This window comes from Microbacterium sp. LWH3-1.2, from assembly GCF_040675855.1.
Classification (GTDB): Bacteria; Actinomycetota; Actinomycetes; order Actinomycetales; family Microbacteriaceae; genus Microbacterium.
Genome location: NZ_JBEGIK010000001.1, coordinates 1,410,641 through 1,428,109, shown reverse-complemented (window position 1 = coordinate 1,428,109; position 17,469 = coordinate 1,410,641). Strand labels below are relative to the sequence as shown.

At 67.0% G+C, this 17,469-nt stretch carries 20 protein-coding genes; all 20 read right to left on the bottom strand.

Translation table 11 applies throughout. The annotated features are described in order from the left end of the window. Positions 1–4: 4 nt before the first annotated feature. The 20 genes from rplN to rpsL all read right to left on the bottom strand — a co-directional run bounded on the left by rplN (position 5) and on the right by rpsL (position 17,374). Positions 5–373, bottom strand: a complete 369-nt coding sequence (rplN, locus tag MRBLWH3_RS06615; protein WP_045301495.1) for a 50S ribosomal protein L14 — start codon at positions 371–373, stop codon at positions 5–7. Next, a complete protein-coding gene (gene rpsQ / locus MRBLWH3_RS06610; protein ID WP_363429839.1) occupies positions 370–702 on the bottom strand; it encodes a 30S ribosomal protein S17 in 333 nt (110 codons plus the stop codon). The genes rplN and rpsQ overlap by 4 nt, the downstream gene beginning before the upstream one ends. Further along, positions 702–1,016 carry a 50S ribosomal protein L29 gene (gene rpmC, locus MRBLWH3_RS06605; protein WP_109210485.1) on the bottom strand — a complete coding sequence of 105 codons (315 nt, stop codon included), beginning with the start codon at positions 1,014–1,016 and terminating at the stop codon, positions 702–704. The genes rpsQ and rpmC overlap by 1 nt, the downstream gene beginning before the upstream one ends. Beyond that, positions 1,016–1,435: a 50S ribosomal protein L16 gene (gene rplP, locus MRBLWH3_RS06600; protein ID WP_018171451.1), complete on the bottom strand. Its 420-nt coding sequence runs from the start codon at positions 1,433–1,435 to the stop codon at positions 1,016–1,018. Before rplP ends, rpmC begins: the two co-directional genes overlap by 1 nt. Then, complete coding sequence (gene rpsC / locus MRBLWH3_RS06595) at positions 1,435–2,217, bottom strand: 30S ribosomal protein S3 (protein WP_045301490.1); 783 nt, start codon at positions 2,215–2,217, stop codon at positions 1,435–1,437. The genes rplP and rpsC overlap by 1 nt, the downstream gene beginning before the upstream one ends. Continuing rightward, the gene (gene rplV, locus MRBLWH3_RS06590; protein WP_045301488.1) at positions 2,217–2,615 is read right to left on the bottom strand and encodes a 50S ribosomal protein L22; all 399 of its coding nucleotides are present in this window, start codon (positions 2,613–2,615) and stop codon (positions 2,217–2,219) included. The genes rpsC and rplV overlap by 1 nt, the downstream gene beginning before the upstream one ends. 22 nt (positions 2,616–2,637) lie before the next feature. Beyond that, a complete protein-coding gene (rpsS, locus tag MRBLWH3_RS06585; RefSeq protein ID WP_045275479.1) occupies positions 2,638–2,919 on the bottom strand; it encodes a 30S ribosomal protein S19 in 282 nt (93 codons plus the stop codon). A gap of 12 nt (positions 2,920–2,931) precedes the next feature. After that, positions 2,932–3,771 (bottom strand): 50S ribosomal protein L2, encoded by an 840-nt coding sequence (gene rplB / locus MRBLWH3_RS06580; protein WP_116194494.1) that lies wholly within the window; start codon positions 3,769–3,771, stop codon positions 2,932–2,934. 24 nt (positions 3,772–3,795) lie between these two features. Then, a complete protein-coding gene (gene rplW, locus MRBLWH3_RS06575; RefSeq protein ID WP_045301485.1) occupies positions 3,796–4,095 on the bottom strand; it encodes a 50S ribosomal protein L23 in 300 nt (99 codons plus the stop codon). Continuing rightward, the gene (rplD, locus tag MRBLWH3_RS06570; RefSeq protein ID WP_363429835.1) at positions 4,092–4,754 is read right to left on the bottom strand and encodes a 50S ribosomal protein L4; all 663 of its coding nucleotides are present in this window, start codon (positions 4,752–4,754) and stop codon (positions 4,092–4,094) included. Before rplD ends, rplW begins: the two co-directional genes overlap by 4 nt. Positions 4,755–4,758: 4 nt before the next feature. Further along, the gene (gene rplC / locus MRBLWH3_RS06565; RefSeq protein WP_116194496.1) at positions 4,759–5,418 is read right to left on the bottom strand and encodes a 50S ribosomal protein L3; all 660 of its coding nucleotides are present in this window, start codon (positions 5,416–5,418) and stop codon (positions 4,759–4,761) included. A gap of 8 nt (positions 5,419–5,426) precedes the next feature. Further along, positions 5,427–5,735, bottom strand: a complete 309-nt coding sequence (gene rpsJ / locus MRBLWH3_RS06560; RefSeq protein ID WP_018171443.1) for a 30S ribosomal protein S10 — start codon at positions 5,733–5,735, stop codon at positions 5,427–5,429. 475 nt (positions 5,736–6,210) lie between these two features. Next, entirely contained in the window at positions 6,211–7,263 is a 1,053-nt protein-coding gene (locus MRBLWH3_RS06555) for a hypothetical protein (protein WP_363429833.1), read from the bottom strand. A gap of 520 nt (positions 7,264–7,783) precedes the next feature. After that, the gene (locus MRBLWH3_RS06550; protein ID WP_363429831.1) at positions 7,784–11,080 is read right to left on the bottom strand and encodes a hypothetical protein; all 3,297 of its coding nucleotides are present in this window, start codon (positions 11,078–11,080) and stop codon (positions 7,784–7,786) included. A gap of 273 nt (positions 11,081–11,353) precedes the next feature. Further along, a complete protein-coding gene (locus tag MRBLWH3_RS06545) occupies positions 11,354–11,572 on the bottom strand; it encodes an Rv0909 family putative TA system antitoxin (RefSeq protein ID WP_363429829.1) in 219 nt (72 codons plus the stop codon). Positions 11,573–11,700: 128 nt separating this feature from the next. Next, on the bottom strand, positions 11,701–12,585 hold the full coding sequence (locus tag MRBLWH3_RS06540; RefSeq protein ID WP_363429827.1) for a hypothetical protein: 885 nt from the start codon (positions 12,583–12,585) through the stop codon (positions 11,701–11,703). A gap of 404 nt (positions 12,586–12,989) precedes the next feature. After that, a complete protein-coding gene (tuf, locus tag MRBLWH3_RS06535; protein ID WP_056371402.1) occupies positions 12,990–14,183 on the bottom strand; it encodes an elongation factor Tu in 1,194 nt (397 codons plus the stop codon). 157 nt (positions 14,184–14,340) lie between these two features. Then, on the bottom strand, positions 14,341–16,455 hold the full coding sequence (gene fusA / locus MRBLWH3_RS06530) for an elongation factor G (RefSeq protein WP_363429825.1): 2,115 nt from the start codon (positions 16,453–16,455) through the stop codon (positions 14,341–14,343). Between the two features lie 74 nt (positions 16,456–16,529). Beyond that, complete coding sequence (rpsG, locus tag MRBLWH3_RS06525; RefSeq protein ID WP_056117669.1) at positions 16,530–17,000, bottom strand: 30S ribosomal protein S7; 471 nt, start codon at positions 16,998–17,000, stop codon at positions 16,530–16,532. Positions 17,001–17,005: 5 nt separating this feature from the next. Next, on the bottom strand, positions 17,006–17,374 hold the full coding sequence (gene rpsL / locus MRBLWH3_RS06520) for a 30S ribosomal protein S12 (RefSeq protein WP_018171438.1): 369 nt from the start codon (positions 17,372–17,374) through the stop codon (positions 17,006–17,008). Positions 17,375–17,469: the final 95 nt, after the last annotated feature.

Below are 17,469 nucleotides of genomic sequence, written 5' to 3'. Positions count from 1 at the left end.
GAGGTCAGATCACCTCCGGTGCGAGCGAGACGATCTTCATGAACTTCTTGTCGCGAAGCTCACGACCGACCGGTCCGAAGATGCGGGTGCCGCGGGGCTCCCCGTCGTTCTTCAGGATGACGGCGGCGTTCTCGTCGAACTTGATGTACGAACCGTCGGCACGACGGGTCTGCTTGACGGTGCGGACGACGACGGCCTTGACCACGTCGCCCTTCTTGACGTTGCCGCCCGGGATCGCGTCCTTGACGGTGGCCACGATGATGTCACCCAGGCCCGCGTAACGGCGGTTCGAGCCACCGAGAACGCGGATGGTGAGCAGCTCCTTGGCGCCCGTGTTGTCGGCGACCTTGAGGCGGGACTCGTTCTGAATCACTTGGCCTTCTCCAGGATCTCGACCAGACGCCAGCGCTTGGTGGCGCTGAGCGGGCGGGTCTCGTTGATGAGGACGAGGTCGCCGATGCCGGCGGAGTTCGTCTCGTCGTGCGCCTTCACCTTGGAGGTGCGGCGGATGACCTTGCCGTAGAGCGGGTGCTTCACGCGGTCCTCGACCTCGACGACGATGGTCTTGTCCATCTTGTCGCTGACGACGTAGCCACGGCGGGCCTTGCGGTAACCGCGGGCGTCGGCGTCGCGGACGTCGTGCTCCGACGACTCGTGGCCCTTGACCTCGACCGCCTCGGCGGTCTGCTTCTTGTCAGCCATCACTCGGCCTCTTCCTTCGCGGCCTCGGAAGCCTCATCCGACTTCTTGGCCTTCGTCTTCTTCGCCTTCGTCGCGGTCTCCAGCGGCGCGGGCGTGGCACGGATGCCGAGCTCGCGCTCACGGATCACGGTGTAGAGCCGCGCGATGTCGCGCTTGACCGCACGGATGCGGCCGTGGCTCTCGAGCTGGCCGGTGGCCGACTGGAAGCGCAGGTTGAACAGCTCTTCCTTGGCCTTGCGCAGCTCCTCGACGAGGCGCTGATCTTCGAACGTGTCGAGCTCGCTCGGGGCGAGCGTCTTGGTGCCGATCGCCATTACGCGTCGCCCTCCTCGCGCTTGATGATGCGTGCCTTGAGAGGCAGCTTGTGGATGGCACGGGTCAGGGCCTCACGAGCGAGTTCCTCGTTGACGCCGGCGACCTCGAAGAGGACGCGACCCGGCTTGACGTTTGCGACCCACCACTCGGGCGAACCCTTACCGGAACCCATGCGGGTCTCGGCCGGCTTCTTGGTGAGTGGACGGTCGGGGTAGATGTTGATCCACACCTTGCCGCCACGCTTGATGTGACGGGTCATCGCGATACGAGCGGACTCGATCTGACGGTTCGTCACGTACGCGGGCGTGAGGGCCTGGATGCCGAACTCACCGAACGACACCTTGGTGCCACCGGTGGCCTGGCCCGAGCGGCCGGGGTGGTGCTGCTTGCGGTACTTGACCTTGCGGGGGATGAGCATTACGCCGACGCTCCTTCTGCCACGGGGGCCTCGTTGCGGCGGTCGCCGCCACGCTCGCCGCGGTCGCCACGCGGGCCGCCACGACGGTCGTCACGACGACGGTCCGACTTCGGCGCGTTGGCCTGCTCGCGCGCGAGCTCCTTGTTGGTGAGGTCGCCCTTGTAGATCCAGACCTTCACGCCGATGCGGCCGAAGGTGGTCTTCGCCTCGTAGAAGCCGTAGTCGATGTTCGCGCGCAGCGTGTGCAGCGGCACACGACCCTCGCGGTAGAACTCCGAGCGGCTCATCTCGGCGCCGCCGAGACGGCCCGAGACCTGGATGCGGACGCCCTTGGCGCCGGCGCGCTGAGCGCCCTGCAGGCCCTTGCGCATCGCGCGGCGGAAAGCCACGCGAGCGGTGAGCTGCTCGGCGATGCCCTGCGCGACGAGCTGGGCGTCGGCCTCGGGGTTCTTGACCTCGAGGATGTTCAGCTGGATCTGCTTGCCGGTGAGCTTCTCGAGGTCGGCGCGGATGCGCTCAGCCTCGGCGCCGCGGCGACCGATCACGATGCCCGGACGGGCGGTGTGGATGTCGACGCGAACGCGGTCACGGGTGCGCTCGATCTCGATGTTGCTCACGCCGGCCCGGTCGAGCTGGGTCTGCAGGAGCTTGCGGATGCGGATGTCCTCGGCGACGTAGTCGGCGTAACGCTGGCCGGGCTTCGTCGAGTCCGAGAACCAACGCGACACGTGGTCGGTCGTGATGCCGAGGCGGAAGCCGTACGGGTGGACCTTCTGTCCCATTACTTGCTCGCCTTCTTGCTCTTGGCAGCCGGCGCCGTCTCCGCGACCTCGGGGGTCGAGAGCACGACGGTGATGTGGCTGGTGCGCTTCTTGATCTGGAAGGCACGACCCTGCGCGCGGGGCTGGAAACGCTTGAGCGTCGTGCCCTCGTCGACGTACGCGTTCTTCACGTACAGGTCCTGCTCGTCCAGGTACTCGCCGTCCTTGTCAGCCTTGACGCGAGCGTTCGCGATCGCGGCGGCGACGAGCTTGTAGATCGGCTCGCTCGCACCCTGCGGTGCGAACTTGAGGATGGCCAGGGCCTCCTCAGCCTGCTTGCCCTTGATGAGCGCAACGACACGACGAGCCTTCTGAGGGGTCACGCGGATGTGTCGCACGCGTGCGATGGACTCCACCATTTCTCTCTCCTCTGCCCCCGCGTCAGCGGCGGCGGCCCTTCTTGTCGTCCTTCACGTGGCCGCGGAAGGTGCGGGTGGGCGCGAACTCGCCCAGCTTGTGGCCGACCATGGTCTCGGACACGAACACAGGGATGTGCTTGCGTCCGTCGTGCACGGCGATGGTGTGACCCAGCATGGCCGGGATGATCATCGAACGGCGCGACCAGGTCTTGATGACGTTCTTGGTGCCGGCTTCGTTCTGGACGACGACCTTGCGAAGCAGGTGCTCGTCGACGAAGGGGCCCTTCTTAAGGCTGCGAGGCATCTTCCTCTACTCCTACTTCCGCTTCTTGCCGGCGTTGCGACGACGGACGATGTACTTGTCGCTTTCCTTGTTCGCGTGACGGGTGCGGCCTTCGGCCTGACCCCACGGCGAAACCGGGTGACGACCACCGGAGGTCTTACCCTCACCACCACCGTGCGGGTGGTCGACCGGGTTCATGGCGACACCGCGGACGGTCGGGCGGATGCCCTTCCAGCGGTTGCGGCCGGCCTTGCCCCAGTTGATGTTCGACTGCTCGGCGTTGCCGACCTCGCCGACGGTCGCGCGGCAGCGCGCGTCGACGTTGCGGATCTCGCCCGAGGGCAGACGCAGCTGGGCGTAGGGACCGTCCTTCGCCACGAGGCGAACCGACGCGCCGGCCGAGCGGGCCAGCTTCGCGCCGCCGCCGGGGCGGAGCTCGATCGCGTGGATCACGGTACCGGTGGGGATGTTCTTCAGCGGCAGGTTGTTGCCCGGCTTGATGTCGGCCGAGGGACCCGACTCGACGATGTCGCCCTGCGCCAGCTTGTTCGGCGCGATGATGTAGCGCTTCTCGCCGTCGAAGTAGTGCAGGAGCGCGATGCGCGCGGTGCGGTTGGGGTCGTACTCGATGTGAGCGACCTTGGCGTTGATGCCGTCCTTGTCGTTACGACGGAAGTCGATGACGCGGTACTGGCGCTTGTGGCCACCACCGATGTGACGCGTGGTGATGCGGCCCTGGTTGTTGCGGCCACCGGTCTTGCTGAGCGGGCGGAGGAGCGACTTCTCAGGCGTCGATCGGGTGATCTCGGCGAAGTCGGCCACCGACGAGCCGCGGCGACCCGGGGTCGTGGGCTTGTACTTGCGAATAGCCATATCTCTAGTCCTCTATCCCGACCGTCAGCCGACTGCCGTGAAGATGTCGATGGTGCCCGACTTCAGGGTCACGATGGCGCGCTTGGTGTCCTTGCGCTTGCCGGTGCCGAAGCGGGTGCGACGGGCCTTGCCCGTGCGGTTGAGCGTGTTGACCGCAGCGACCTTGACGCCGAAGATCTTCTCGATGGCGAGCTTGATCTCGGTCTTCGAGGCGCGGGGGTCGACGAGGAAGGTGTACTTGCCCTCGTCGATGAGCCCGTAGCTCTTCTCCGAAACGACCGGCTTGAGGATGATGTCGCGCGGGTCCTTGTTCACGGCGGTCATGCCGAGGCCTCCTCGGTGGCGGCGCTCTTCGACGCGACGAAAGCGTCGTAAGCAGCCTTGGTGAAGACGATGTCGTCCGAGACGAGCACGTCGTAGGCGTTGAGCTGGTCAGCCGGCAGCACGTGCGCGAACGCGATGTTGCGGACGCTCAGGACGCTGATGTCGTCCGAGCGGTCGACGACCACGAGCACGTTCTTGGTCGCGCCGAGAGCGGTCAGGACCGCAGCGGCAGCCTTGGTCGACGGGGCACCCTCGATCGCGAACGACTCCACGACGTGGAGGCGCTCGCCACGAGCACGGTCGCTGAGCGCGCCCAGGAGGGCGGCCGCGATCATCTTCTTGGGGGTGCGCTGCGAGTAGTCGCGCGGCTTCGGGCCGTGGACGATGCCACCACCGGTCATGTGCGGCGCGCGGATCGAGCCCTGGCGGGCGTTACCCGTGCCCTTCTGCTTGAAGGGCTTGCGACCGGCGCCCGAGACCTCACCGCGACGCTTGGTCGAGTGGGTGCCCTGGCGAGCCGCCGCGAGCTGCGCGACGACGACCTGGTGGATGAGCGGGATGTTCGTCTTGACGTCGAAGAGAGCGGCGGGCAGCTGGACCGAGCCAGCCTTCTTGCCGTCTGCCTTCACGACGTCGAGCGCGAGAGTCGAGTCAGCCATGAGATCAGGCACCCTTCACTGCGTTGCGGACGTAGACGATGCGGCCGCGAGCACCGGGGACGGCGCCCTTGACGAGCAGCAGACCCTTCTCGGCGTCGACGGCGTGCACCTTGAGGTTGAGGACGGTCACGCGCTCGCCACCCATACGGCCGGCCATGCGCATGCCCTTGAAGACGCGGCTCGGGGTCGACGACGCGCCGATCGAACCGGGCTTGCGGTGGTTGCGGTGCGCACCGTGCGAAGCGGAGACACCCTTGAAGTTGTGGCGCTTCATGACACCCGCGGTGCCCTTGCCCTTGCTGGTGCCGACGACGTCGACCAGCTGGCCAGCCTCGAACGTGCCGTCCACCGTGAGCTCCTGACCGAGTGAGTAGTCAGCGGCGTCCGCGGTGCGGATCTCGGTGAGGTGACGGCGCGGGGTGACACCCGCGGCCTCGAAGTGGGCCGTGAGGGGCTGGTTCACCTTGCGGGGGTCGATCTGCCCGTAGCCGATCTGCACGGCCTTGTAGCCGTCCTTCTCGGGGGTGCGAACCTGGGTGACCACGTTCGGGGCGATCTCGATGACGGTGACGGGAACGAGCTTGCCGTTCTCATCCCAGACCTGGGTCATGCCGAGCTTGGTGCCCAGCAGGCCCTTGGAAACCTTGTTGTTGATGTCAGCCATGTCGAACCTCAGAGCTTGATCTCGATGTTGACATCGGCCGGGAGGTCGAGGCGCATGAGCGAATCGACAGCCTTGGGCGTCGGATCGATGATGTCGATCAGACGCTTGTGGGTGCGCATCTCGAAGTGCTCGCGGCTGTCCTTGTACTTGTGGGGAGAACGGATCACGGCGATCACGTTCTTCTCCGTCGGAAGGGGCACGGGGCCCACGACCGTCGCGCCCGCACGGGTCACGGTGTCGACGATCTTGCGCGCCGACGAGTCGATGACCTCGTGGTCGTACGACTTCAGGCGAATGCGGATCTTCTGTCCCGCCATTGTCTGCTCACTCTCTTTCTCGCGTCATACCCCTGTGGCATTGGACGCACGTGGCGCAAAGCGCCATGGCACTTCTGCACCGCTTACGCAGTGCGTGCTGCACCGCTGTTCTGCTGTCAACCCGGGTGCCGCGCCGAAGCGCCGCGTCCCGGCATCCGTCCTCCCCCGCGCGCGAAGCAACGCTCCGCCCGAGGTGGATTCATGATGTGGTGGTTCTGCTGCCCGCGGCCTAGGACCCTGCGCGTCGCGCTGCCTATGCACTGCCCTGGCAGTGATCCGACGCACGCCAAGAGGGGCGTCGGAATGTGGAACCTCACTAGTCTACGTGCAGCCCGGGCGTGTCGCAAACTCGGGCGTGTCGCGACGCGGGTACGCTCGGGCGTTTCTCAGCAGCGGACGGGAACGGATGCTGCGCACCCAGGCGAAAGGGCGGCCGCGCCGCGCGCGACCGCCCTCTCTTCCTATCTGTGCGGTGTTACTCCGCGCTGACCTGACGGCGACGGTAGGCGGCGAACGCGACGGCCGACACGCCGGCGAACAGCACCGCGCCACCGGCGACCGCGAACATCGGGCTGATGCCGCCACCCGTGGCCGCGAGGGCTCCCGGATCGGTGGATGCCGGCGTCGCCGGCACGACGGGCGTCTCAGTCGGCGTCGGGGTCGGGGTCGGGGTCGGCTCGCAGTCCTTCTCGGACTCCTCGGCCGTGAGCTCGCGGGTCTGCGTCTGCGTCGTCGTGACGGTCGGCTCCGCGACCTCGCCGTGGTAGACGGTGGTGTAGACCTCGCGCGTCTGCGTCACACTCGTGTCGCCGCACTCCCACTCACCGTCGGCCCACTCGCCGTAGGTGGTCTTGGTCGTGGTCGGGTTGCAGTCCGCCCATTCCTCCTCGGTCAGCGCGCGGGTCTCGCGCTTCTCCTCCGTCTTCGCGTTGGCCTCGTCGAGGACCCACTCGTCCGCCTCGGCGTCCCACTTGTAGGGCGTGGTCGTGGTGGTGGTGACGGTGACCACGACGTCTTCACCGCAATCGGTGGTCGACTGCTTGCTCTCGGTGACCTTGTCCTTCGGCTGCTCGGGCGTCTCGCCCTTGCAGACGATCCAGTGCGAGACGTTCGCCTGCTGGCCGCCGCTGTTGGGCGGCGAGGCGTACGCGACCCCGGCCTCCGGGTTCTCGATCACGCTGTTCCACAGGTTGCCCGCCTTGATGACGAGCAGCTCCCAGTGGTCGCCCGGCCACGACGGGTCGTACTCATTGAGCGTCACGGTCTTGCCGTCGTCCGTGATCTCGCCGTGGTCGGTGTTCCCGTCGCTCGAGTAGCACTTGATGGCGTTCGGATACTCCTGTTCCCAGTAGTCGGTGTGGTTCGTCTCCGGCGTCCACTCGACCAGCTCACCCTTCTCGCCGACGGTCTCGGCCGGCCAGGTGGCGGGCGCCTCCTCAGCGGACGCTCCGGCGGTCACCAGCGGTGCCACCACGAGGGCGGCGGCGACCAGCGCCCCAGCCAGTGCCTTGAATGTTCGCTTGCGCACTGCAGACACAGTGGTCCTCCCCTTTTTCGGCGCACGGCGCCGTCCCAGCGGTGCGCCGAGGCGCACCGTCATCCCAGCGGCGCACCATCGAGGCACGCCGTACTTCCCAGCGACGCGCAGGGCGCGCCGTAGATCCCAGCGACGTGCGGGGGCACGTCGTCACTGCTGCGGCACGGGGGTACCGCGTTCCTTCGATGCGCAGGGCGCACCACCCACCCGTCGGGGGGAACGGGTGTCGGACTCCACGCGGTTCGGGCCGAATGGGATCCGGTTCCGCGTCCTTCCCGAAGGTTGCGGAACGGGCGGAGAACCGCCGTTCGTGCAGGCTATCGCGACACGCCCGGATGCGCGAAATCGGCGCGCGGGACGGATGCTGCGGGTCGCGGAATCCGTCCCTCCCCGGCGCACGAACGAGCCCCTCGCCTTTGGGGTGCGAGGGGCTCGAGCGTCCTTTCCGCTCACGCGGCCGGAATCGTGTGGGAGAGAGCGGGCCTCGGAGCGCTCCCGCTCTCTCTCACGTTCAGAGGGTCGCCTTGGCCTCTCCGCGACGGCGGCGGGCGACGATCAGCATCGTCGTGCCTCCGAGCAGGGCGAGCACGCTGAGCAGGACCAGGAGCGGCGGCACCTGTCCGCCACCGGTCGCCGGCAGCGGCGGCTGCGCCGCAGGGCACACCTCGACCGACTGCGACGCCGAGACGGGTTCGTCGTCCGACGGGGCGACCGTGGCCGTGTTCGGGTGCTTCGCGCACGCGCCGTCGACCGTCGACAGGTCACGCGAGTACGTGAAGACCTTCTCGCCGTCGACCGCGTCGAGCACGACCTCGCCGCCGAACTCCGCCGAGGTGTCCGATACGGTCGCGGTGGCGTCCGTCGTCACCGGCGTCACCTCCGCGAAGTCCACGTCGGCGGTCGCCTGGGCGGCACCCGAGGTGCCGAGCAGCTCCTCGGCGTCCCATGTGATGTCCACCGGGTTCGTCACGGCCGTCTCGGCGGTCGCGTCGGCCAGGGTGCACTCGTACGGGAACTCGACCGTCGCACCGGCCGGGATCATGAGGTCGTCGGTCCCGCCGACCTCGCACTCCCCGCCCGGCAGAGCGTCCTCGAGGGTGATGGCCACGTCCACGTCGTTCGGGTTGGTGACCGAGATGCTGCCCCATACCGCGAAGTTCGAGTCCATGGCCGCCGTCGGCGTGACGGTCACGGTGTACGCGAAGGTCGCCGACGCACCGGCGCCCACCGTGGCGGAGGTGTGGTCCACCGTCTTGGTGATCGTCCAGTTGTAGTCGCGGTCGAACGAACCCTCAGCCGACTTGCTGACGATGAGGTCCTGGTAGTCGCAGACCGTGACGGTCTCGTCCGCCCGCTCCCCCGTCTCCTCGATCCACGCGGTGTTCGTGTAGTCGACGCAGGTGCCCGGCGTGCCGTCGAGCGTCAGCTCGTACGTGAACTCCCGCGGGCCGTCGGCCCAGTTCGCGGTGCCGAGCTCGACCGGGTTCTCCGGGTCGGTCATGTCGTCGATCACCGTGATGGTGTCGTTGACGAGGGTCATGTCCCAGTCGGCCTCGGTGATCTGCGCGGTGTACTCGGCGCTCGAGTCGGGACTCGACGCCTCGTCGGCGTCCCACGTCACCGTCGCCTTGTTGGACCCCGTGATGAACGGGCCGTCCTCCGAGAAGCTGCAGGTGTACTCGAATGTCATGGTCGAGTTCGCAGGGATCGTCGCATCGACGCCATCGGTCACCGTGCACGAGGCGCCTTCGAACGACGGCACGTCGGTCACGGTCGCTGTCACGTCCTCGTTGTTCGGGTTGGAGACGTCGATCTCACCCTCCATCGCCCAGTCGGAGTCGGTCGCGGCACCCGGAGTCACCTCGACGGTGTACTCGAAGGTCGCCTGGCCGTTCTCGTCGACCGTCCGGAGCGTCTCATCGACGCTCTTGTCGATGTCCCACGCGTACGTCCGCGTCAGGCTCACCACGACGTTCTTCTCGATGGTCAGGTTCTCACCGGTGCAGACCTCGACGGTGGCGCTGTCGGAGAGCTCCGGCTGGGTCCTCGTCTGGGCGATGGTCGCGGTGTTGTCGTACTCCTTGCATGCGCCGGCTGCGACATCGTCGCCGAGGTCACGCGAGTACTCGAAGACCGTGGGGCCGTCGAGCTTGGTCACCACCACCGGCCCGTCGAACTCGGGGGCCGTGTCGGACACGGTCACCGAGGCATCCGTCGTCGTGCTCGGCGCCACGCCCGCGAAGGTGAAGTCCGCGGTCGCATTCGTCGAACCGGCGGGGATCGCCGACGAGTCCCAGGTCACGGTCGCCGTGTTCGTGCCGGCCGTTCCCGAGGGCAGTGTGCAGCTGTACTCGACCTGCGCGGTGCCGCCGTTCTTCGGCACCGTCGGCAGCTGCGGGGTCGTGATCGTGCACTGTGCGCCGGGAATCGAGTCCGTGACCCCGGTGATCGGCACATCGATCGGGTTGGTGTTGGTGACCGTGATCACGCCCTTGACGGTGTAGCCCGAGTCGATCGGCGCCGAGGGAGTGACCGTGACGGTGTAGTCGAACGTCGCGTTCTCACCGGGGCGCACGGTGGCGCTCGCGGGGTCGACCGTCTTCTCGATCTGCCAGTCGTAGTCGCGCACGAAGGACGGGACAGCGGTCTTGGTCGCGGTCAGCGGCACACACGTCGACGGCGGGGTGATCGTCAGCGGGCCGGCCCACGCCTGGATGTTGCCGCCGAGCTCGTTGTTGTTACCCGTGAACGAGCGGATGTAGACGGCCGAGCCGAGCGACGGCGGGCAACCGGGCTTCACGTTCGCGAGCAGAGCGAGGTTGAGCCCGACCTCCACGAACGTGCCGTCGGCGTTGGTGAGACCCATGAAGCTGTTCGCCGGGAAGTTGCTCGTGAGGCAGGTGCCCGGGTACGAGGCGGTATCGGTGTACGTGCACACGCCGCGGAGGATGGTCCCGTCGTTGCCACTCTGGTCGAGGAAGAAGACCGTGCCGCCGAGCGAGCGGTCCGGCTGGGGCACGTTGCCCTCACCACCGGAGCGCGTCGGAGCCTTGGTGATCTCGATGATGAACCCGGAGGATCCGGTGCCGCTGGCGCGATCCCAGGCCGCGAACAGGATCGGGTCGCCACCCACGGTCGTGGACCACGCCTGCGCGTTGAGGATCGTGGCGTGCTGCGACGGGCTTCCCGCGGCGTACCACGTCGACGGGTCGGTGTTGTCGTTGGTGGTCTTGTACGGACCGTGGCTGTTCGTGCTCGCGTCGGGCACGCTGTCCCAGTCCTGGCCACCACAGTTGACCGGCCGGTCACCGTCGATCTCGAAACCGTAGAAGAGCGGCGGACACGCCAGTGCCACGACGTCCTCCTCCGTGGGCGCGGCAAGCGCGGCGACCGGAGCGGCCAGCTCCTCGGTGGCGGGCTCTTCGGCCTTCTGCTCCTCGACGGGAGCCGCGGGCTCTTCGGCTGCCGGCTCTTCCGCGGCCGGCTCTTCCGCGGCCGGCTCTTCCGCGGCCGGCTCTTCCGCGGCCGGCTCTTCCGCGACCGGCTCCTCGGCAGGCGGCGGAGTCGCAGCATCCGTCGCTGTCGTATCGGTCGTCGCCTCTGTCGTGGCGGCGGGATCTGTGGTCACCTCCTCCGCCGACGCGGGGGACATCCCCGAGAACACAAGAGAACTCGCGACGATGGCCGCGAGTCCTCCCACATACCAGCGGTTCTGCAGCGCGATCCTGCGCTCCTGATTCCGCTCCTGACGCATGCGGCTGCGCAGACCCTCAGACTTCGAGGCGCGCACGAAAGTACGACTGAACATTTCCTTCACCCTTGGTCGCAACGACACAGGGTGCCCCAGATGGAGCCCCTCCCAGCACGCAACGGCCAGCGAAGTAGGCGTCCCCAGATGATCCCCAAATGGTTCGGCGTTCTCCCCAAACACGAGCCGAAGCGTGTTCCCGCCGCCAAACGTATTCGCGACACCGCCGCGCGTCAAGAACCCGCGCGGAAACTGCGGGCTCTCGCGCGCATCTCCTGAGGGAACGAAGAAGCGGCCCGGGTCGCCCCGGGCCGCCTGTCGATGATTCCGCCGCTACTGGTTGCCGACTGCTCCGTCGACGTTCCCGCGGACGTCGTCGACCGTTCCGTGGTGCTCCTCGGGCACGACCTTCTTGGCGAGATCCGAGGCGCCATCGAGCACCTTGTCGCTGATGTCCTCGGCCTGCTCGGACTTCAGGAACTCGCCGATCTTGTCCTTGTTCTGCGCATACAGGTCCTTGCCCTGGTTGACGAGGTCGTCGAAACCGCCCATGCTCTCTCCTTCGCACACCCCTACCGCGGGGCGACACCACACCCATCATGTCGGGACGGATGCTGCGGCGGAACCCCTCCTCCGTGAGCAGGGGACGCGCAGCGGGCGCCCCTTCCCCGATGAGGGTTTCACAGCAGCCCGATCGAGCGAAGGTACTCCGCGAATGCGTCGATGCTCAGCATCCGCTCGAATCCGTGGCGATCGCATCGCCACCCGGTCAGCCGCCGTACGCGGTCTTCACGGCTCTGCTGATCTGCGCGCACGTCGTCGGCGGTGCGCCCGCCCATCACGTCCTCGTCGGTGAGCTTGAAGGCGCCGTCGAACTCGACCCACCGCCCCAATGCGGGCCAAGCAAGATCGAGCAGCGCGAAGGCGCCGTCGGGGAAGCCGATGCGGTGCTGGAGCTCGGGCTTGGCCACGCCGAGCTGGAGCAGCCAGAGCCGGGTGATGGTCTCTCCGGGCAGTTGCGCACGCCCGTCCCCGATCGCGGAGAGGAGGCGCGCTTGACGGATGCCGCGGGCACCGGCGCCGCGGACGATCCGCGTGTCGACGAGCGCACGGAACCCCGCCGCCCTGGCTTCGTCATACGAACGCGTGGCTTCGTTCCACGCACATTTCCGGAGTGCTGCGTCGTATACGACGAGCGCGGTCTCCATCGACGCCGTGCGGATCACATCGTAGACCGTACGGTCGAGCGACGTCACGCGAAGGCCGTCGATGAGGACGACGTCCTGCTCGGGAAGCGGTTCCTGATGTCGGATCACGTCCCGCGCGTTGCGTCGCGTATGCGGCCGCGCGCAGATCATGTCCACGCGGTCGAAACGCCACCGGTAGACGGGGAGCCGGTGGCATGCGACTGCCGTCATCCGGCAGAACGCGGCTCCCGGCGCCGTTGCGCGCCGCGCGACAGCGCGTGCCCGGGCCCGCAGCCGCTCCTCCGCGAACACGGCATCCCACTCCGACGTACGGACGTAGGCGCCAGGTCGCAGCTGCGTGAAGTCATCCGGAGACATGCCGTCGAACGCCGGCTCCCCGGCGCCATGCGCATGGCGCGGAACGACTCGGACAGTCCGACTCCTTCGCGACATGGCCCCACTCTTCCCGGCGGCGCTTCCGCGATCCGCCCGGACGCAGCATCCGTGGAATCTTCCTCGTCAGTCCCGTCGCCCCGCCCCCCTGTGGAGGAGCCTCCGTGCTCCACGCCACCGGGCCCCTTCTCTGTCGACCGCGCCCCTTCCACCGCGACCGTGCCCCTTCCACCGCGACCGCGCCCCTTTTACATCGAGGATGCCCAGGCATGGTCGCGACACGAAGGGCATGGTCGCGACACGAAGGGCATGGTCGCGACACGGGGACGACGAAAGAGGGGGCCGGACCCTTGCGGATCCGACCCCCTCTGGAGATCGCGCGAAGAACCTTACTTGAGGATCTTCGTGACCGTGCCGGCGCCGACGGTGCGGCCACCCTCACGGATGGCGTAGCCGAGGCCCTCCTCCATGGCGATCGGCTGGATCAGCTCGACCGTCATGTCGGTGGTGTCGCCGGGCATGACCATCTCGGTGCCCTCGGGCAGCGTGATGACGCCGGTGACGTCGGTGGTGCGGAAGTAGAACTGCGGACGGTAGTTCGTGAAGAACGGGTTGTGACGGCCGCCCTCCTCCTTGGACAGGATGTACGCCGTGCCCTCGAAGTTGGTGTGCGGGGTGACCGAACCGGGCTTCACGACGACCTGGCCGCGCTCGACGTCGTCACGCTTGGTGCCGCGCAGGAGCAGACCACAGTTCTCGCCGGCCCAGGCCTCGTCGAGCTGCTTGTGGAACATCTCGATACCGGTGACGATCGTCTTCTGCGTCGGGCGCAGACCCACGATCTCGACCTCGGAGTTGATGGCCAGCGTGCCACGCTCGGCGCGACCCGTGACGACCGTGCCACGGCCGGTGATGGTGAAGACGTCCTCGATGGGCATGAGGAACGGCTTGTCCTTGTCACGCACCGGGTCGGGAATCGACTCGTCGACCGCCTCCATGAGCTCGAGGATCTTGGCGGTCCACTCGGCGTCGCCCTCGAGAGCCTTGAGGCCCGAGACGCGGACGACAGGAGCGTTGTCACCGTCGAAGTCCTGCGACGAGAGGAGCTCGCGAACCTCGAGCTCGACGAGCTCCAGGATCTCCTCGTCGTCGACCATGTCCGACTTGTTCAGCGCCACGAGCAGGTAGGGCACGCCGACCTGCTTGGCGAGCAGCACGTGCTCACGCGTCTGAGCCATCGGGCCGTCGGTGGCGGCGACCACGAGGATCGCGCCGTCCATCTGAGCGGCACCGGTGATCATGTTCTTGATGTAGTCGGCGTGACCCGGGGCGTCGACGTGGGCGTAGTGACGCTTCGGGGTCTCGTACTCGACGTGCGAGATGTTGATCGTGATACCGCGCTGACGCTCCTCGGGAGCCGAGTCGATCGACGCGAAGTCGCGCTGCACGTTGGTGGCCGACGGGTACGTGTCGGCGAGCACCTTCGAGATTGCGGCGGTGAGCGTGGTCTTGCCGTGGTCGACGTGACCGATCGTTCCGATGTTCACGTGCGGCTTGGTGCGCTCGAACTTGGCCTTAGCCACTGGGTCCTCCTCAGGACGTTCGTGTAGAGGTTCCGGGCGCTGGTGTGCGCCGGTCGTCTACGGGGATATCTCCACCTTAGTAGAGACGGTTCTGGTGATTCTGTGTGAAGTTGTGCCGTCGGGATGCCTCGTCACCGAGGCATCCCGACGGAAAGGGTTACTCGCCCTTGACCTTCTGGACGATTTCGTCGGCCACGTTGCGAGGAACCTCGGCGTAGCTGTCGAACTCCATCGAGTAGACGGCGCGGCCCGAGGTCTTCGAGCGCAGGTCGCCGATGTAGCCGAACATCTCGGACAGCGGCACCAGCGCGCGGACGACCTTGACGCCCTGGGCGTCCTCCATCGACTGGATCTGGCCACGACGCGAGTTCAGGTCGCCGATGACGTCGCCCATGTACTCCTCGGGGGTACGCACCTCGACCGCCATGAGCGGCTCGAGGATGACGGGGTTCGCCTTGCGGACGGCCTCCTTGAAGCCCATGGAGCCTGCGATCTTGAACGCCATCTCGGACGAGTCGACGTCGTGCGACGCACCGTCCATGAGGATGGCCTTCACGCCCACCATGGGGTAGCCGGCGAGCACGCCGACGTTCATGGCGTCCTGGAAACCCTGGTTGGTCGGCTCGATGTACTCGCGCGGGATGCGGCCACCGGTGACCTTGTTCTCGAACTCGTACGTCTTGTCGGCCGTGACCTCGAGGGGCTCGAGCGCGAACTGGATCTTCGCGAACTGGCCCGAACCACCGGTCTGCTTCTTGTGGGTGTAGTCGTGACGCTCGACGGTCTTCTTGATCGTCTCGCGGTACGCCACCTGGGGCTTTCCGACGTTGGCCTCGACCTTGAACTCGCGCTTCATGCGGTCCACGAGGATGTCCAGGTGCAGTTCGCCCATGCCCTTGATGACCGTCTGGCCGGTCTCGGCGTTCTGCTCGACGCGGAACGTCGGGTCCTCCTCGGCGAGCTTCTGGATCGCGAGACCCAGCTTCTCCTGGTCGGCCTTGGTCTTCGGCTCGATGGCGACCTCGATGACCGGCTCCGGGAACGTCATCGACTCGAGGACGACCTGGTTGTTCGAGTCGGCGAGGGTGTCACCGGTCGTGGTGTCCTTCAGGCCGATGACCGCGTAGATGTGACCGGCGGTGACCGAGTCGACCGGCATCTCCTTGTTGGCGTGCATCTGGAAGATCTTCCCGATGCGCTCCTTCTTGCCCTTGGTCGCGTTGACGACCTGGGCGCCCGAGTCGAGGTGACCGGAGTAGACGCGGATGTAGGTGAGGCGACCGAAGAAGGGGTGCGTCACGATCTTGAAGGCGAGGGCCGCGAACGGCTCGTCACGGTCAGCGTGACGCTCGATGATGATCTCTTCGTCCTTCGGGTCCTTCGCCTCGATGGCGGGGACGTCGAGGGGCGACGGGAGGTAGTCCACGACGGCGTCGAGCATCGGCTGCACGCCGCGGTTCTTGAACGCCGAGCCGCACAGCACGGGGTAGAGCTCCGAGGCGATGGTGAGCTTGCGGATCGCGGCCTTGATCTCGGCCACCGTCAGCTCCTCGCCGCCGAAGTGCTTCTCGAGAAGCTCCTCATCGGACTCGGCGACCGTCTCGAGGAGGATCTCGCGGTACTCCGCGGCCTTGTCGGCGAGGTCGGCCGGGATCTCCTGGATCTCGTACTTGGCACCCATGGTCACGTCGCCCTTGGCGTCGCCGGGCCACACCAGTGCGCGCATCTCGACGAGGTCGACGACACCCACGAAGTCGCTCTCCGAGCCGATGGGCAGCTGGAGCACGAGCGGCTTGGCCTTCAGGCGGTTGACGATGGTGTCGACCGTGAAGTAGAAGTCGGCGCCCAGCTTGTCCATCTTGTTGACGAAGCAGATACGGGGCACGTCGTACTTGTCGGCCTGACGCCACACGGTCTCGGACTGGGGCTCGACGCCCTCCTTGCCATCGAAGACGGCGACCGCGCCGTCGAGGACGCGCAGCGACCGCTCGACCTCGACCGTGAAGTCGACGTGGCCGGGCGTGTCGATGATGTTGATCTGGTTCTTGTTCCAGAAGCACGTGACGGCGGCCGACGTGATCGTGATGCCGCGCTCCTGCTCCTGCTCCATCCAGTCGGTGGTGGCAGCGCCGTCGTGCGTCTCGCCGATCTTGTGGTTGACGCCCGTGTAGAACAGGATGCGCTCGGTCGTCGTCGTCTTGCCGGCATCGATGTGCGCCATGATGCCGATGTTGCGGACCTTGTTGAGGTCGGTGAGCACTTCTTGTGCCACGGGGTGTCCTTAGCTGTTGAAAGTGGTAGCTGGCCCGCCGCTCCCGCGGGTCGCAGGAGCGGCGGGGATGCTGGTTACCAGCGGTAGTGCGCGAAGGCGCGGTTCGACTCGGCCATCTTGTGGGTGTCTTCGCGGCGCTTGACCGCGGCACCGAGGCCGTTCGAGGCGTCCAGGATCTCGTTCTGGAGGCGCTCGGTCATCGTCTTCTCACGACGGCCCTTGGCGTAGCTCACGAGCCAGCGGAGGGCGAGCGTGTTGGCGCGGTGAGGCTTGACCTCGACCGGCACCTGGTAGGTCGAGCCGCCGACGCGGCGCGACTTGACCTCGAGGGTCGGGCGCACGTTGTCGAGCGCCTTCTTGAGCGTGGCGACGGCGTCCTGGCCGTTCTTCGCCTCGACGCCCTTGAGGGCGGTGTACACGATCGACTCGGCGAGCGACTTCTTGCCGTCGACGAGGATCTTGTTCACGAGCTGGCTGACGATCGGAGCGCCGTAGACCGGGTCGTTGACGACGGGGCGCTTCGGGGCGGGTCCCTTACGAGGCATCTTTCTCAGCCCTTCTTCGCGCCGTAGCGGCTGCGAGCCTGCTTACGGTTCTTGACTGCCTGGGTGTCGAGCGCACCGCGGACGATCTTGTAGCGGACACCGGGGAGGTCCTTCACACGACCGCCGCGGACGAGCACGAGCGAGTGCTCCTGCAGGTTGTGGCCCTCGCCGGGGATGTACGCGGTGACCTCGGTGCCGTTGCGGAGCTTGACACGGGCGACCTTGCGCATCGCCGAGTTCGGCTTCTTCGGGGTGGTGGTGTACACGCGGGTGCAGACACCCGCCTGCTGCGGGTTCGCCTTGAGCGCCGGCGCCTTGGTCTTCGAGACCTTGGGCGAGCGACCCTTGCGAACCAACTGCTGAATGGTTGGCACGTTCTCTCCTTGTTGTACTGCACGGTGCCTGTCGGCTTCGCACAGGTGCTGCACGGTGACAGCGTCGTGGTCTCCCCCGCGGCATCCGGATCTTT

Bases quoted from the DNA above. Each gene is read 5' to 3' on its own strand.
- rpsQ (WP_363429839.1), bottom strand. From the start codon at position 702: ATGGCTGACAAGAAGCAGACCGCCGAGGCGGTCGAGGTCAAGGGCCAC.
- rpmC (WP_109210485.1), bottom strand. From the start codon at position 1,016: ATGGCGATCGGCACCAAGACGCTCGCCCCGAGCGAGCTCGACACGTTC.
- rplP (WP_018171451.1), bottom strand. From the start codon at position 1,435: ATGCTCATCCCCCGCAAGGTCAAGTACCGCAAGCAGCACCACCCCGGC.
- rpsC (WP_045301490.1), bottom strand. From the start codon at position 2,217: ATGGGACAGAAGGTCCACCCGTACGGCTTCCGCCTCGGCATCACGACC.
- rplV (WP_045301488.1), bottom strand. From the start codon at position 2,615: ATGGTGGAGTCCATCGCACGCGTGCGACACATCCGCGTGACCCCTCAG.
- rpsS (WP_045275479.1), bottom strand. From the start codon at position 2,919: ATGCCTCGCAGCCTTAAGAAGGGCCCCTTCGTCGACGAGCACCTGCTT.
- rplB (WP_116194494.1), bottom strand. From the start codon at position 3,771: ATGGCTATTCGCAAGTACAAGCCCACGACCCCGGGTCGCCGCGGCTCG.
- rplW (WP_045301485.1), bottom strand. From the start codon at position 4,095: ATGACCGCCGTGAACAAGGACCCGCGCGACATCATCCTCAAGCCGGTC.
- rplD (WP_363429835.1), bottom strand. From the start codon at position 4,754: ATGGCTGACTCGACTCTCGCGCTCGACGTCGTGAAGGCAGACGGCAAG.
- rplC (WP_116194496.1), bottom strand. From the start codon at position 5,418: ATGGCTGACATCAACAACAAGGTTTCCAAGGGCCTGCTGGGCACCAAG.
- rpsJ (WP_018171443.1), bottom strand. From the start codon at position 5,735: ATGGCGGGACAGAAGATCCGCATTCGCCTGAAGTCGTACGACCACGAG.
- MRBLWH3_RS06550 (WP_363429831.1), bottom strand. From the start codon at position 11,080: ATGTTCAGTCGTACTTTCGTGCGCGCCTCGAAGTCTGAGGGTCTGCGC.
- MRBLWH3_RS06545 (WP_363429829.1), bottom strand. From the start codon at position 11,572: ATGGGCGGTTTCGACGACCTCGTCAACCAGGGCAAGGACCTGTATGCG.
- MRBLWH3_RS06540 (WP_363429827.1), bottom strand. From the start codon at position 12,585: ATGTCTCCGGATGACTTCACGCAGCTGCGACCTGGCGCCTACGTCCGT.
- rpsG (WP_056117669.1), bottom strand. From the start codon at position 17,000: ATGCCTCGTAAGGGACCCGCCCCGAAGCGCCCCGTCGTCAACGACCCG.